This is a genomic window from Stenotrophomonas sp. S41, from assembly GCF_016624625.1.
Taxonomy (GTDB): Bacteria; Pseudomonadota; Gammaproteobacteria; order Xanthomonadales; family Xanthomonadaceae; genus Stenotrophomonas.
Map to the genome: position 1 here is coordinate 1 of NZ_JACVTV010000027.1, position 14,480 is coordinate 14,480.

At 68.6% G+C, this 14,480-nt stretch carries 14 protein-coding genes; 1 reads left to right on the plus strand and 13 read right to left on the minus strand.

Annotation, left to right across the window (positions count from 1 at the left end; all coding sequences use genetic code 11):
- Window positions 1-111: 111 nt before the first annotated feature.
- From IAE56_RS08085 to IAE56_RS08140, 12 genes are all read right to left on the minus strand, one after another.
- Entirely contained in the window at window positions 112-1,716 is a 1,605-nt protein-coding gene (locus IAE56_RS08085; protein ID WP_200752165.1) for a sulfite reductase subunit alpha, read from the minus strand.
- Window positions 1,713-2,684: an FAD:protein FMN transferase gene (locus tag IAE56_RS08090; RefSeq protein ID WP_200752166.1), complete on the minus strand. Its 972-nt coding sequence runs from the start codon at window positions 2,682-2,684 to the stop codon at window positions 1,713-1,715. Before IAE56_RS08090 ends, IAE56_RS08085 begins: the two co-directional genes overlap by 4 nt.
- 52 nt (window positions 2,685-2,736) lie before the next feature.
- Entirely contained in the window at window positions 2,737-3,540 is an 804-nt protein-coding gene (locus tag IAE56_RS08095; RefSeq protein ID WP_200752167.1) for a DUF4198 domain-containing protein, read from the minus strand.
- A 125-nt stretch (window positions 3,541-3,665) separates the two neighbouring features.
- Window positions 3,666-4,184, minus strand: a complete 519-nt coding sequence (locus IAE56_RS08100; RefSeq protein ID WP_200752168.1) for a DUF2271 domain-containing protein — start codon at window positions 4,182-4,184, stop codon at window positions 3,666-3,668.
- 29 nt (window positions 4,185-4,213) lie between these two features.
- Complete coding sequence (locus IAE56_RS08105; protein WP_200752169.1) at window positions 4,214-4,852, minus strand: PepSY-associated TM helix domain-containing protein; 639 nt, start codon at window positions 4,850-4,852, stop codon at window positions 4,214-4,216.
- A 121-nt stretch (window positions 4,853-4,973) separates the two neighbouring features.
- Entirely contained in the window at window positions 4,974-7,400 is a 2,427-nt protein-coding gene (locus tag IAE56_RS08110; RefSeq protein WP_200752170.1) for a TonB-dependent receptor, read from the minus strand.
- A gap of 157 nt (window positions 7,401-7,557) precedes the next feature.
- Window positions 7,558-7,959 carry a hypothetical protein gene (locus IAE56_RS08115; RefSeq protein ID WP_200752171.1) on the minus strand — a complete coding sequence of 134 codons (402 nt, stop codon included), beginning with the start codon at window positions 7,957-7,959 and terminating at the stop codon, window positions 7,558-7,560.
- A 177-nt stretch (window positions 7,960-8,136) separates the two neighbouring features.
- Window positions 8,137-8,814 (minus strand): Fe2+-dependent dioxygenase, encoded by a 678-nt coding sequence (locus IAE56_RS08120; RefSeq protein ID WP_200752172.1) that lies wholly within the window; start codon window positions 8,812-8,814, stop codon window positions 8,137-8,139.
- Window positions 8,815-8,866: 52 nt separating this feature from the next.
- Window positions 8,867-11,191, minus strand: a complete 2,325-nt coding sequence (locus IAE56_RS08125; protein ID WP_200752173.1) for a catecholate siderophore receptor Fiu — start codon at window positions 11,189-11,191, stop codon at window positions 8,867-8,869.
- A 115-nt stretch (window positions 11,192-11,306) separates the two neighbouring features.
- The gene (locus IAE56_RS08130; RefSeq protein WP_200752193.1) at window positions 11,307-11,708 is read right to left on the minus strand and encodes a hypothetical protein; all 402 of its coding nucleotides are present in this window, start codon (window positions 11,706-11,708) and stop codon (window positions 11,307-11,309) included.
- 225 nt (window positions 11,709-11,933) lie between these two features.
- Entirely contained in the window at window positions 11,934-12,266 is a 333-nt protein-coding gene (locus IAE56_RS08135; RefSeq protein ID WP_200752174.1) for a non-heme iron oxygenase ferredoxin subunit, read from the minus strand.
- Window positions 12,263-12,802: a GNAT family N-acetyltransferase gene (locus IAE56_RS08140; protein ID WP_108768069.1), complete on the minus strand. Its 540-nt coding sequence runs from the start codon at window positions 12,800-12,802 to the stop codon at window positions 12,263-12,265. The genes IAE56_RS08135 and IAE56_RS08140 overlap by 4 nt, the downstream gene beginning before the upstream one ends.
- A gap of 140 nt (window positions 12,803-12,942) precedes the next feature.
- Between IAE56_RS08140 and IAE56_RS08145 the strand changes: the two genes are divergently transcribed.
- Window positions 12,943-13,269 carry a hypothetical protein gene (locus IAE56_RS08145; RefSeq protein WP_200752175.1) on the plus strand — a complete coding sequence of 109 codons (327 nt, stop codon included), beginning with the start codon at window positions 12,943-12,945 and terminating at the stop codon, window positions 13,267-13,269.
- A gap of 12 nt (window positions 13,270-13,281) precedes the next feature.
- Here IAE56_RS08145 and IAE56_RS08150 read toward each other — a convergent pair whose 3' ends face one another.
- On the minus strand, window positions 13,282-14,478 hold the full coding sequence (locus tag IAE56_RS08150) for an FAD-dependent monooxygenase (protein WP_200752176.1): 1,197 nt from the start codon (window positions 14,476-14,478) through the stop codon (window positions 13,282-13,284).
- Window positions 14,479-14,480: the final 2 nt, after the last annotated feature.

Genomic DNA, 14,480 nt, shown 5'->3' on the forward strand with positions numbered 1-14,480 from the left:
GGGTAACGACCGCCGGGTAGCGCCGGGCCATGCCCGGCGTGATGGGGCGTCGTGGATGCGGTTGGGGTCAGAGCCCTTTCCTGCGGAAAGGGATCCGACCCCGATCGGTGGTCAATAGACGTCGCGCCGGTAACGACCGGCCAGCAGCAGCGCTTCCTTGCCGTCGGCACCGAGCACCTGCTCGATCACTGCGTCCACCGCCGGGGCCATGCCCTGCAGGCTGCCACAGACCAGGATGGTGGCGCCTTCCTCCACCCACTGCCGCAGCGTCGTGGCTTCGGCCAGAAGCCGGTCCTGCACGTAACGATGCGCGCCGCCATCGCGGCTGAACACCGCATCCAGTCGTGCCAGCGTACCGTCGGCCAGCATCGCCTGCAGTTCCTCGCCGAAATGGAAATCGTGTGCGGCCGAGCGTTCGCCGAACAGCAGCCAGCTGCGGCGCGCGCCGGTGCGGGCGCGTTCGTGCAGGTGCGCGCGCAGGCCGGCGATGCCAGTACCGTTGCCGATCAGCAGCAGCGGCACCTCGGCAGCAACGCCGTGGAAATTCTGGTTGCGGCGCAGGCGCAGCTGCACCGGTTCGTGCAGCACCGCGTGGTCGCACAGCCAGCCACTGCCGATGCCGGGCGTGCCGTCGGCGCGCAGCTGGCGGCGCAGCAGCAGTTCCAGCGCGCCATCGGCCATCACCGAGGCAATCGAATACTCGCGGTGCGGCAGCGGCTGCAGTGCCGCCAGCAGCCCGGGCAGGTCGCCGGGCGCCACCAGGCTGGGCAGGTGCGCGCGCACCACGTGATCCAGCAGGGTGCGGCCATCGTCCAGCGGCAGCTCCGGATTGAAGTCGCGTTCGCGCAGCCAGTCGCGCGTGCTGGACGCGGCGTGCTGCGGGCCGATCTCGGCAATATCGCCGGCCTGCCACTGCGCATCACTGCCGGCCGGTGGCTGCAGGCGCAGCCAGTACACCGGCCCGCCGAGGCTGCCGGGGTTGAGGTGTTCGCGCTGCAGCAGCGGCCACGGCTGGTAGTCGGCCGGGCTCCAGTCGGGCAGTTCGCTGGCGCCGCCGCCGATCTGCCCGAGCAGCTGCTGCCAGTGGCGCAGCGCGGCGGGATCGGCGTTGTCGACGTCGATCGCATCGAACATCGGGTGCGCGCCGTGCTGGCGCAGCCAGTCATCGAGCTGGTGGCCGAACGCGCAGAAGTGGCCGTAGCTGCGGTCGCCCAGCGCAAGCACGCCGAACTGCAGGTGGCCCAGCGTGGGCGAGGTGCTCATCACCCGGCGCAGGAAGGGCAGGGCGTGGTCAGGGGCATCGCCTTCGCCGGTGGTGCTGGCGATGAACAGTGCACGCTGGCTCTGCGCCATCAGTGCGGCGTCGACTTCGTGCAGGCCGCGCACGCGCACCGGCAGGCTGGCGGCGCGCAGGGCCTCGGCGCTGCGTTCGGCCAGTTCGCGGGCGAAGCCGGTCTGGCTGGACCACACCAGCAGCAGCGGTGCGACATCACCGCTGGCGGCGTCATCGCGTGGGCGGCCGCGCCACCACAGTGCGGTGCAGGCCAGCGCGTACAGCGCCGTCGCCAGCAGCGCGCCCTGCCAATGCCGCGCGGGTGGCGTGCCCTGCCACCAGGTTTCGCCCAGGTGCAGGCGCAGCAGTGCGTAGCCGGCCACGGCCAGCAGCACCATCACGATCAGGTTGCCGAGTACGGCACGCGACGGTCGGCCGCTCATGCGGCCTGCTCGTCGAGCAGGCGCTGGAAGGCGCTGCTGAGGGTTTCGCGCGGGCCGTCGATGGCCCGTTCCAGGTAGCGCGCGGCCAGACCTTCGCGCTCGGCCAGGGCCAGGCCCTGTTCGCGGCCGAGGACGGTCAGCGCGGTGGCCCAGGCATCGGCGTGCATCGCATCGTCGGCAACCACGGTCACGGCGGCGGCGACCTGGCGCACCGGCATGCCGCTGCGCGGGTCCAGGCTGTGGCTGTAGGCCTGGCCATCGGCCTGGTACTGGTGCCAGCGGTCGCCCGAGGTGGCCACGGCCTTGCCATCCAGTGCCAGCACGCGCGGCGGCGTGTCGGTGTGCGCGTCTTCTTCCGGCGCCGATTCCACCAGCACGCGCCACGGTTGCCCATCGGGCTTGCGGCCGTAGCCGGCCAGTTCGCCGCCCACTTCGATCAGCGCAGCGGTGATGCTCTGCGCGCGCAGCCAGGCGGCGACGTGGTCGACACCGAAGCCTTTTGCAATCGCAGAGAGATCCAGTTCCAGGCCACCGGGTTGCAGCAGCGCATCATCGCGCCACTGCAGGTGCTGCCAGCCGCAGCGGGCGCGGGTGGCCTGCAGGGTGGCGGCGTCGGGCACGCGGCGTGGGCCGGCCTGTGCACCGAAGCCCCACAGCGCGACCAGCGGGCCCAGGGTGGGATCGAAGGCGCCCTCGCTGGCAGCGGCAATCGACTGCGCGGCGGCCAGCACATAGCGGGTTTCGGCCGGCAGCGGGCACCACTGGCCGGCGTCGGCGCGGTTGTAGCGGCCCAGGTCCGAACCGGCTTCCCAGGTGCTCATCTGCGCGACCACCTCATCCAGGCGCGCCTCGATGCCGGCGTGCAGCGGGTGCAGGTCGCGCTGGCGTGGCGCCACCAGCGACACACTCCAGGTGGTGCCCATGGTGGTGCCGCCGAGGCGGGCGATGTCGAGCAGGGAATCGGTCATGGCGGGGCGTTGCAGGCGCGATGCCGGGACGGGCCCGGCACCGCGGTCCACGTTACTGCGGCAGCACTTCCAGGGTGGCGACGTAGCTCAGGCGGCGCTTGGCGGCCTGCTTCACCGAGGTCTTGTTGTCTTCGGTGCCGGTTTCCAGCCAGTACATGCCGGCTTCCGGCCAGGTCACCTTGATCTCGCCCTTGGCGTCGCTGGTCAGCTTCAGCTCGTCCTGCGCGTTGCGGTAGCGGGTGGCGCCACGCACGATCTCGAACTCGAGGCCGGCGGTCGGCTTGCCATCCACCAGCACGCGGAAGGTCGCTTCCTCGCCGGCGAACAGATCATTCGGATGGCCCACGGCCACCAGTTCGATGCCGCGGTTGGTCGGCTTCAGCGCGGTGTCGTTCGGTGCGCCGTTGGTGACGAAGGTTTCCACGCGGCCCACCGACTGGCTCACTTCCAGCTTCTTCGCGTCCTTGGGCAGTTCGCCGAAGGTGGCGGCGCTGCCGCGCCAGCGCTTGCGCTCGCCGTTCTGTTCGTAGGTGGCGAACAGGCCGTCATTGACCGAGGCGATGCGGTAGGTCCCCTGCTGCTTCAGTTCGAGGTCGAACACGCTGCGGTACTTGCCGGTGGCCGCGTTCTGGGGCTGCACGCTGCTGCCGTCCGGCGCGGTGATGACCAGCGATTCCAGGCGCAGCGGCACGTGGTTGAAATAGAACAGGTCGTTGGAGACGGCGCCGTCAACGGTGATCCACGGCGCGTTGCCGGCGATGACGGTCTGCGAGGGCAGCAGCCAGGCCTTGTGGGCCAGGGCGGAGAACGGAAGGGCAGCGGCCAGGGCGGCGGCTAGGACGAGCGTGCGCTTCATGCGGAAGACTCCAGGGTGGTGGTGGGGTCAGAGCCCTTCCTGCGGAAGGGATCCGACCCCGGGATGCTGCGGGTGGGGTCGGATCCCTTTCCGGCGGAAAGGGCTCTGACCCCCGGGTCATGCAGTTACGGCTTGACGGCCAGGGTGACCTGGCCCAGCTCGGTGGCGCCCTGCGCCTTGCCAGTCTGTGCGGCGGTGGCCGGCCAGGTGAAGGGGATCTTCAGCAGTTCGCGGCCGCCGACTTCGCGCACCGCTTCCACCACCAGGGTGTAGCTGCCCGGGGCCAGCTGCTTCAGCGCCGGCTGCTGGTCGCTGAAGGACAGCGCGTGCTTGCCAGCCGGGCGGGTCGGACCGGTCACGCCGTCCACCGGCACCTGCAGGGTGCGGCCGCTCTTGCGCCACCACTGGCGCAGGTCGGGCAGCCACTTGCTGCCATGGCCTTCGCTGTTGCCGGTCTGCTGGTACCAGACCGACAGGTTGGCGGCGACCTTCTGGTCGGCGCCTTCCAGCCACACGGCCACATACGGGCGGTGGTATTCGGCGACGTTGAGCTTGGGCACTTCGACGTTGATGTCGAGGGTGGCGGCGTAGGCCGGCGAGGTGGCCAGCAGGCCGCTGAGGGCGATGGTGAGGGTGACGCGCATGGGGCGGCTCCGGAGGGAACGGATGGAAGTCAGTGGATCAGCAACAGGGCGATCAGCAGCGGGATCATCAGGCCCAGGCCGACCAGCGGCCAGGTCATGCGCCGCTGCCGCGCATGCAGGTGCAGCAGGAACAGGCCGGTGATGCAGAACACCAGGCAGGCCACCGCGAACAGGTCCAGGAACCAGCCCCACGCCGGGCCGGCATTGCGGCCCTTGTGCAGGTCGTTGAGGTAGGACACCACGCCGCGCGAGGTCGATTCGAATTCCACCGCACCGCTTTCGCGGTCGATGCTCAGCCAGGCGTCGCCGCCGGGGCGCGGCAGCGACAGGTAGATCTCTTCCGGCGACCATTCGGCGGGGCGCCCGCCGATGCCGATGTCCAGCTGCGCATCCAGCCATTGCCGGGCGGGCAGCGGAATGGGCGCGTTGCCGTCTTCGCGGTCACCCAGCGCGCCCAGCAGCTCGGCCGGCAGTTCCAGCTTCTGGTTCTGCACCTGCGGCTTGGCTTCGATCTTCGCCGCGTGGTTCAGGGTCAGGCCGGTGGCCGCGAACAGCAGCATGCCGATCAGGCACACCGCCGAGCTGATCCAGTGCCACTGGTGCAGCGTACGCAGCCAGAAGCCACGGCTTTGTTGCTGCTGCACGGCGGAAGAGGCGGGACGGCTCACGGCGTTTTTCGGGACGGGTGAAGACTACCCATTACAGCATTAATGAGAATGGCTCGCAATTAGATGTCTCTTTGTATCCGGCCGCAGGCCCGCGCGGGGCGGGCTGCGGCCGTCACACGCGTCAGAAGCGGAAGTTAAGGCTGACCCAGACGCTGCGGGCCTTGTCCTTGTTGTTGTAGTCGTCCTCGAACAGCACTTCATTGGTGTCATCGGTGTAGATGCCGTCGCCGTCCAGATCGGTGAAGTAGGTCTGGTAGGTGGTGAAGTCGCGGTCCAGCAGGTTGTTGATGCGGGCATTCACGGTCAGCCACTCGGTGGCTTCGAACGAGGCGCCCAGGTGCAGCACGGTGTAATCCTTGTAGTAGCGCTCCTGGCCGGTCACCGTGCTGATGCCACCGTAGCGCTTGGAACGCGCTTCGGCGGTCAGGAACACGTTGAAGCGGTCGCTGGCGCGCCAATCGAAGGTGGCATTGGCCATGTGCCGCGCGCTGTTGCCCAATGGCCGGCCCTTTTCGGCGCCGCTCTTCTGCTCGCTGTCGGTGAAGGTGTAGTTGGCGCGCAGGCTGAACTGATCGCTGATGCTCCAGCGCCCGGCCACTTCCGCACCCTGGATCACCACCTCGTCGATGTTCACCGTGCGGGTGCTGCTGGCGTAGCCCAGATCGGCATATTCACCGGTGGAACTGCACGACAGGGTCAGCGCGGCGCCGCAGGGCTGCGAGGCGATCTTGTCGTCGAAGCGGTTGTGGAAGGCGGTGGCATTGAAGCTGTGCCCGGCGGGGTGCTGCCAGTACACGGCCAGTTCCGTGCTGGTGCTGGTTTCCGGCTTCAGGTCCGGGTTGCCGAACATGGGTGAGGTGCCCTGGCCACCGAAACCGATCACGCCGTCGTACAGCTGCGTGGTCTTGGGCGTCTTGAAGCCGGTGCTGACGCCGCCCTTCACCGTCCAGGCCTCGTTGACGGTGTACACGCCGTACAGGCGCGGGCTGAGCTGGTCGCCGAACACTTCATGGTCGTCGTAGCGCAGGCCGTAGGTGATCGCCAGCGGTGCCAGCACGGTCCAGGTGTCCTCGGCGAACAGCGAGTACATGTTGTGATCCTGGCTCAGGCCCGGCGTACCACGTTCGGTACCGAACACACCGTCGGTCAGTTCACCGCGGATCACCTGTGCGCCCACCACGGCGACGTGCTGGCCTGCCGCCTGGAACGGGATGTCCAGCTTGGCATCCAGCGTGTACTGCTCGCTTTCCAGCGTGCGCGCCGGGCGCGGCAGGAACGTGGACTCGGCCAGTGCGCGGCGTTCGGCCAGCGGCAGCCCGGCGTAGGGGCCGGTGGCATCGATCATCTGCAGCAGCTGCACGCGCTCGGCCACGGTGAAGGGCATGGTGCGCCCGTCGTTGTTGGTAGCCACGTGCGAAAGGGAAACCAGGCTGTTGCCGAAGCCCCAGCGGCCTTCGTGGGTGACCGCCCAGGCGTCGCGGGTGAATTCCTGGCTGGGGCTGTAGCCCACGCGCGGATCGGCGCGGCGCGACCACGTGCCGCCGTTGCTGCGGCAGGCGTTGGCATTGGCGCCGCTGGCACCACTGCAGAAGTTGCTGCTGCGCCAGATGCTGCTGATGCTGTCCACGGTGCCGACCGGGTATTCCTCTTCGCCGGCATCGTTGATCTTGATCGCGTTGTCGTACTCCTGGCGCGAGGTGTCGTAGTCCAGGGTCAGGCGCTGGGCATCGCTGATGTTCCAGTCCAGGCTGATGCCGCCGGCCTTGTTGGTGTTGTCCACGGTCTTGCCGCCGCCACCGAAGCCCAGCGAGCGGTCGTGAGCCACACCGCTGGGATCGAGTACCGGGCTGTACACCGGGTTGGAGGCATCGCGGTCGTACCAGCTGGCGCGCGCCGAAAGGTTCAGCACGTTGGGCACCAGCGGGCCGGTCACGTACACATCAGCGGTGCGGTCGTCGCCGAACTGGTCGTCGGTTTCGAAGGTGCCGCCCAGCGTGGCCGAACCGCTCCAGCGATCCAGCGAACGCTTGGTGATGATGTTGATGACGCCGCCCATCGCGTCGGCGCCATACAGAGTGGAGGCCGGGCCGCGGATCACTTCGATGCGCTCGATCGCATCCAGCGGCGGGATGTGGTTGAACTGGTTGCCGCCGAAGTTGTTTGGGTAGATGTCGCCGTGGTTGTTCTGGCGGCGGCCATTGACCAGGATCAGCGTGTAATCCGAACCCATGCCACGCATGGAGATGGTGCCTTGGCCGGTCTTGTCGCGGGTTTCGCCCACGTCCACGCCTTCCAGATCGCGCACCGCGTCCAGCAGGGTCATGTAGGGGCGGGTGGTCAGCTCTTCCTGGGTGATGACGGAAATGCTGGCAGGGGCATCGGTGATCTTCTGTTCGAAGCCCGAAGCGGTGACCACTACGGTATCCAGGGTCTGCGGTGCGCCTGCGGCGGCACCGTTGGCGAAGGCGGGGCTGGCGAAGGCGGCCAGCACGGCGCTGGTCAGCAGGTGGCGGGACAGGGACGAACGGACACGATGGCGCTGGGCCATGGCAGTAACCTCGAAGGATGCAGGGTGGTGCGATGCCGGCGCGGAACGCGCGACATGCACGGGGAGCCCCGGTCAGGGGCAGCAGGGATGCAGCAGGGGATGGAGCAGGCAGCGGCGCGCAGGCGCGACCGCAGGCGCGGTCACGCGGGGCCGGAGATCAGGCCAGCGGCGGCGCCTGGCCGCGTTGCTGGCGGCGCCCGGGCGCGTCGGCCCAGGGCATGTCCGGTGCGGCCAGCGGCCAATGCGGACGCACCCCGGCGTCGGCCGGGGCGAGGGGAACCAGATCGAGTTCGCTGCGCAGCCACTGGCTGGCCAGCAGCAGCGGCGGTGGTGGAGCCTTGTCGGCCGCCTTGGTCGGCGTGCAGACACAGCGGCGCAGCTTGGCCGGCGCCTCTTCTTCCACCGGCACTTCACCGCCGCGGCCTTCCATCGGCTGCTGCCAGGCCTGGGCGGCGGCGTCAGCCTGTCCGTGCGGCAGCAGCGGCAGGGTGCCCAGCAGCAACGCCAGCATCGCCACCCACGCCAACAGGCTGGCCAGCGCAGGGCGATGACCGCGCATGGCGGTACCGAACTGCACGAGGCGAAGCGGGCGAGGGCGGAACGGGCGACGCAAGGCAGGCAACCCCTGGGTGTGCGCCGGGCCATCCGACGTCAACGGGGCGTGATTGTAATGAGAGCTGTTAGCGGTTGCAAATGAGAATGATTGCCAAAATGTCGCAGGGCCGCGGCGCTGGCCTCAGACCTCGCTCCAGCGCCGCAGCAGGTTGTGGTACACGCCGGTCAGCTGCAGCACCGCGCCGGCATCGCCGCCGGTCTGCCGCAGGCGTTCGATGGAGGTGTCCATCTCCCACAGCAGGCGCCGCTGCACGTCGTCGCGGACCATGCTCTGCACCCAGAAGAACGAGGCTACGCGGGCACCACGGGTGACCGGGTTGACCTGGTGCAGGCTGCTGGACGGGTACACGATCAGGTCGCCGGCCGGCAGCTTCACTTCGTGCTCGCCGTAGGTATCGCTGATGACCAGTTCGCCGCCGTCGTACTCCTCCGGCGCGGACAGGAACAGGGTGCAGGAGATGTCCGAGCGCAGCTGCTCGCCGTGGGCCAGGTTCATCACCGCGCCATCGACGTGGAAGCCGTAGGTGCCGCCGCCGCTGTAGCGGTTGAAGCGAGGTGGCAGGATCTTCAGCGGCAGCGCGGCCGCAAAGAACAGCGGGCTGCGCCGCAGCGCGGCGAGCACGCCCTGGCCGAGCTCGGCCTTCAAGGGCGAGGCATCGGGCAGTTGTTCGTTGTGCTTCACCTGCGCGCCCTGGGCACCGACGGTTTCGCGCCCGTCGGCCCATTGCGCCGCGTCCAGCTGCTGGCGGATCAGGCTGACCTCTTCAGGCACCAGCACGTTGGGGATGTGCAGCAGCATGCAGGTTCCTCGTTGATGGGCGGGAGAGTCCGGCTCTCCCGCGCCTTGGCCATCAGAAACGGACGTCCGCGCTGAGCAGGAAGGTGCGCGGGGCACCCGGGGTGTAACGGTAGCCGCTCTTGTTGATGCTGGCCACGTACTGCTTGTCGAACAGGTTGTAGCCGTTCAAGCGCAGCGACACGTTCTCGTTGATCGCCCAGGACACCACCGCGTCGTAGACCACATACGATTTGGTGAACGCCGGGGTGCCGACGGCACCGTCGGTACCGCGGTGCATGCCACCGGCGTAGCGCACGCCACCGCCGAGGGTCAGGCCGAACGGCAGGGTGTAGCTGGTCCAGCCGGTGAAGGTGTCGGCCGGCGTGTAGGTGAGGTTGGTGGTGCCGTCCGCGGCGACGTTGGCGCCTTCCTTCACCTCGGTATCCAGGTGGCTGTAGCCGGCGGTGATCGACCAGTTGTCGGTCAGGCGGCCGACCGCGGAGAGCTCCACGCCCTTGACCCGCTTGCTGCCGGTCTGCGTCGGGTTGCCGGCGTCGTCGAGCACGGTGGTGTTGATCTCGTTGTCCACGTCGGTCTGGAACAGGGCCAGGTTCAAGGCCAGTGCATCATCGAGGAAGCCCCACTTGCTGCCGACTTCGAACGTCTTGGCCTTCTGCGGATCCAGCTTCGGGTTGTCGGCGCTGCTGGCCGAGCTGCTCAGCTGGAAGTTGGCACCGCCCGGAGGCTGCTGCGAAATTGCGTAATTGGCGTAGACGCTGACCGTGTCACCGACCTTGTACAGGGCACCCAGCTTCCAGTTCAGCAGCGTATCGGAGGCTTCCAGCGTGGGATTGCGCAGCACGGTGCCGGTCGGGTTGCTGCCGCAGACCGGGCCGCCACGGCCGCCACACACCGAGGCGCTGGCGTACTCGGTCTTGTAGTGATCGGCACGCACGCCTGCGGTCAGCAGGAAGCTCTCGCCAAACGACAACGTATCGAACACGTAGGCCGAGGACGTGGTGGTCTTGCCGTGCGCGTCGGCACCGTTGTGCGCCCAGGTCAGGCCAGCCACGTTCCAGTCGGGGTCGTACAGGTTCGCCGCAGGCCAGCTGCTGCCACCGGTGGCGGCCTGGCCGTAGCTGTCCAGCTCTTCGCGGGTGAATTCCAGACCTGCACTCAGGGCGTGGCCCACCGCGCCGGTGTTGAAGTCGGCGCGCAGGTTCACCTGGTCGGTCAGGATGGTGTTGCGCTGGTCCTTGAAGGTCGGCAGGCTGCGCGCGATCGCGTAGGTCGAAAGATCCGCTGCGTTGGTATAGGTGATGTTGCCGGTCGGCCGTCCACCAGTGCCGCGCACGCCGGTGCCCATGAACGCGGTCAGCAGGTAGTCCTGTTCGGTGCGGCCCCAGCGGGCGGTGTTGGTCAGGCGCACGCTGTCGTTGAAGTCATGCTCGAAGCGGAACGTGGCCATCTTCGCGGTCACGTCGTCGTGGTCTGCACGGGTGCCGTAGAAGTTTTCCGGGTCCACCGGATGGCCGGCCAGCGCTTCCAGCGTCGGCTGCGGCGTCCAGCCCGGCAGGCCCAGGGTCGGCACGCCGCCATCGGGCACGTTGTCCTGTTTCACATAGAGCAGGTTGAGGTAGTAGCGGGTCTCGGTGCCCAGGCCGAAGGCCAGCGACGGCGCGATGCCCCAGCGCTTGTTCTGCACGTGGTCGCGGCCGGGCTGGTCGCTGTCCTGCCACATGCCGTTGATACGCAGTGCGCTGGTCGCCCCCAGGGACTGGTTCCAGTCGCCGGTGGTGCGGCGCTGCTGGTCGCTGCCCAGCGACACGCTGGCCGAGGTCGCATCCTGCAGGTTGGCCTGCTTGCTGACCAGGTTGATCGCACCGGTGGGTGCCGAGCGGCCGTTGTCGGTGCCGGCCGGGCCCTTGGTCACTTCAACCTGTTCGATGTTGAAGACATCGCGCGAGATCGAGCCCAGATCGCGCACGCCGTCCACGAACAGGCTGTTGGAGGTGTCGAAGCCGCGCATGAACAGCGCATCGCCGGTGGTGGTGTTGCCGTTCTCACCCGCATAGAAGGTGCCGACGCCCGGGCTGTTGCGCAGCGCTTCGGTGAGGGTGGTGGCGCCCTGCTGGTTGAACAGGTCGCTGGTGATGACCTGGATCGTCTGCGGCGTGTCCTGCAGGCGCTGGGTGAACTTCGGCGAGGCGACCTTGTCGGCTTTGTAGCCGCGCGTGGCATGCACGTCGATCTTGTCCAGCGTGCGTGCGTTGTCGGTGGCGTCTGCCATGGCGACGGCGGGCAGCGCGGCCAGGCCGAGGCCGGCGGCCAGGCTGGCGGTGGCCAGGGGCAGGGAACGAAGCGGGGAGGCGTGCTTGCGGCTCTTGATCGAGGTCATGGGATGGGCTTTGCCGGATGCGGGAAGAGCCCGTCGGCACGGTGGTCGACGGGACAGAAGGCGTGGGGATGGTTGGCGCGGACGCGCGGGTGCGACGGATGGGCCGGCGGGCGGCTCAGCTCAGCAGTGCGGGTGGTGCATGCGAGGGGGGCTGACGGCGTGCCGCAAGGCGTACCGGCGCCACGTTGCGCACAGGCACGCGCAGGGTCTGCGGGCCCGACTCTGGAACGCGCAGGCACAGGCGATGCAGCAGGGGAGTGCCATCGCCGTGGCCGCCTTCTGCCCCGGACTCGATGCGCGGCGCGACAGGCTCGCGTGGCGGTGATTCGCGTGGCGGTTCGCTGGCATTGGCATCCAGCGTCGCCGCAGATGGCTGCAGGGTGACGTCCGTAAGGACATCGCGCCCCTCATTGAGCGCCGACCACCCCAGCCACAGCGTCAGCAGCGCGGCCACGAGCAGTGGCCACCCCTGTCGGGCGAGCTGGCACAGCGTGGCGGTGGCTGCAGGCGAAGCCATGGTGCGGTTCGTTACAAACCGTTACGAAGTCGCGGCGGAGAATAACATCAACGATAATGATTCGCATCTGCGCGTTTGGCAGGGGTTCGTAAGCGGTGCGCAGGGGCGCTGGGGGGGCGCGCAGAGGGCGCGGGTGACCAATCTGGAGTAGATCCACCCCCTGGGTGGATGACGGTCGGCAGAGGGGGGGGCGCGGCGGCGGGGGCATGGGTGCCCCCGCTCGGATCACTCGCGGTCGTCGCGGGTCCAGATCGCGTCGTGCTCGCGCTTGGTCGGGAACTTGGGCACCGCGGTATAGGCCGGGGCGCACAGGGCGCGGCCATCACGCACGTCGAAGCGTGCACCATGCAGCACGCACTCGATGCTGCCTTCGGTGGTGTTGAACTCGCCCGAGGACAGCTCGAACTCTTCGTGCGTGCACTGGTCTTCCAGCGCATACAGCTCGCCGTCGAGGTTGAACACCACGATCGGCGTGCCGGTCACTTCATCGAACACGCTCTTCATTTCGCCGGGCAGCAGCTCGGCACCGGCGCAGACGAAGGTCCAGGCCTCGCTCATGCCGAGGCCCCGGCCAGCGGCTTTTCCAGGATTTCAAAGCGCAGGTCGTCGCGCTTGGGGATGCCGAAGCGCTCGTCGCCATAGGGGAACGGCTTCTTGATGCCGGTGCGCTGGTAGCCGCGGCGTTCGTAGAAGGCGATCAGTTCATCGCGCACGTCGATCACCGTCATCTGCATGACCGGCACGTTCCACTCGCGCGCGGCATGGGCTTCGGCCGCGTCCATCAGCTGCTTGCCGACGCCACCGCCCTGCTGCGCCGGGTCGACCGAGAACATGCCGAAATAGCCCTTGCCGTCGACATCGGCGACGTGGGCGCAGGCCACCAGGCGGCCCTCGCGTTCAGCCAGCAGGATGGTCGAGCGCGGGCGGTCCAGGTCGCCCTGGATGCCCTCGGCATCGATGCGGGCGCCGTCCAGCAGGTCGGCCTCGGTGGTCCAGCCGGCGCGGCTGGCGTCGCCACGGTAGGCCGAGGTGACCAGGGTGATCAGGGCGGGGATGTCGGCCGACGTGGCGGCACGGAAAGTCAGGGTGCTCATGCCGCCATTCTAGGTGGGGCGGGGGCGCCCGCAAAATGGTTCGGGGTCAGAGCCCTTTCGCGGTGCGAAAGAGATCTGACCCCATCCCTGCGAAAGTGACGGCACTATGGGAACCTGGATCCAGGGAGGATCTTGAGGGCATGACCATGCGATTCGACGCTGTTGTCTCCGTTCGCTTTCTGTCGAGCGCCGAGGGTGGGAGGCGGGGTGACATCGTGGGGCAGGTATACGCCTGCCCGCTGTTCGTGGCGGGCCGTGCATTTGACTGCCGCCTGCTGTTGCAGGAAGGACGAGCCGTGCTTGGGGAGAGCTACGAACTTCCCGTTGCGTTTCTCTGCCCGGAGGAGGCGCTTGCCACGGTGAACGTGGGCGCGGATGTCTCGCTGTGGGAGGGAAAGACGATTGCGCGCGGCCGGGTTCTGCACGTGATGGGGTCAGAGCCCTTTCGCGGTGCGAAAGGGATCTGACCCCAGCTGGATTCAGGCCAGTGCGGCCATCGCTTCGGCCTCGGATTTCAGGCCGTTGAGGAAGAACCGGCGCAGCATGGCGTCGGGCATCGACCGCAGCGCCAGGTTGCGCAGGTGGAACGACCAGGCCTTGGCCGGCACGAAGGCCGGGGCCAGGCGCCGGCTGCGCTGCTGCAGGCGCAGGACCGTCGGCCGCAGGCGCTGGTCATGCCGTTCCAGTGCGGCGGCGATGGCTTCGGCCTGCGGCAGTTCCGCCACCCGCTGCAGCTCCTGCGCGAGCACGCTGGCGGAGGCCAGGGCCATGCCGGCGCCCTGGCCGGAGATCAGCGACAGGCTGTGCGCGGCATCGCCCATCAGCAGCACGCGCCCGGTGTGCCAGCGCGGCAGGGTGACCAGGGCGAGATCGTCGATGACCCCCGGGCTGTCGCTGGCCGCATGCTGCAGGCCGTAGCGCACGAAGCGGTTGCTGCGTGCGGTGACCTGCTGCAGCAAAGGCACGCGCGCAGGGCTGGCCACTTCGCCGCAGTCGTCGCTGCGCCACACATGCAGCGCGGCCAGCCGGCCGTGCCCGAGCGCGTAGTACTCGCTCTGCAGTGCCGGTTCGGGGTAGGAGACGAACTGCTCGGCCAGCTGCTGCGGGTCGTCGATCTCGTACGACGCATAGCGGTAGCCCAGTGGCTGCAGCGCCTGCGCGTCGGCGGCGAACAGCTGCTGGCGCAGCCACGAATGCACGCCATCGGCGGCCAGCAGCAGATCGGCATGCAGCACGCTGCCGTCGTCGAGGGTGGCCTGCACGGCATGCGCGTCCTGGGCGACGGCGGTGATGCGCTGGCCGAAGCGCACCTCGACCATGTCGGCTACGCGCTGGTACAGGGTGCGCACCAGATCGCCGCGGCGCAGGGTGATCCACTGCATGTCGCGCAGCAGGGTGCGGTAATCCATGCGCAGGATCTCGCGGTCGTTGCGGTCGCGGTACACGTGCAGGCCCATGTCGGGGAAGGCAACCGCCTGCAGTGCATCGACCAGGTCCATCTGCCGCGCAGTAGCGAGGCCGGGGCCGGACAGTCCCAGCATGTGGCCGCCATCGCGCAGGCCGGGCGCCTGTTCGATCACCGTGCACTGCCAGCCGATGCGCTGCAGCCACCAGGCGGCGGCCAGACCGGCGATACCGGCGCCGCTGATCAGCGCGTGTGGGGTGTGCGTGGCCATGC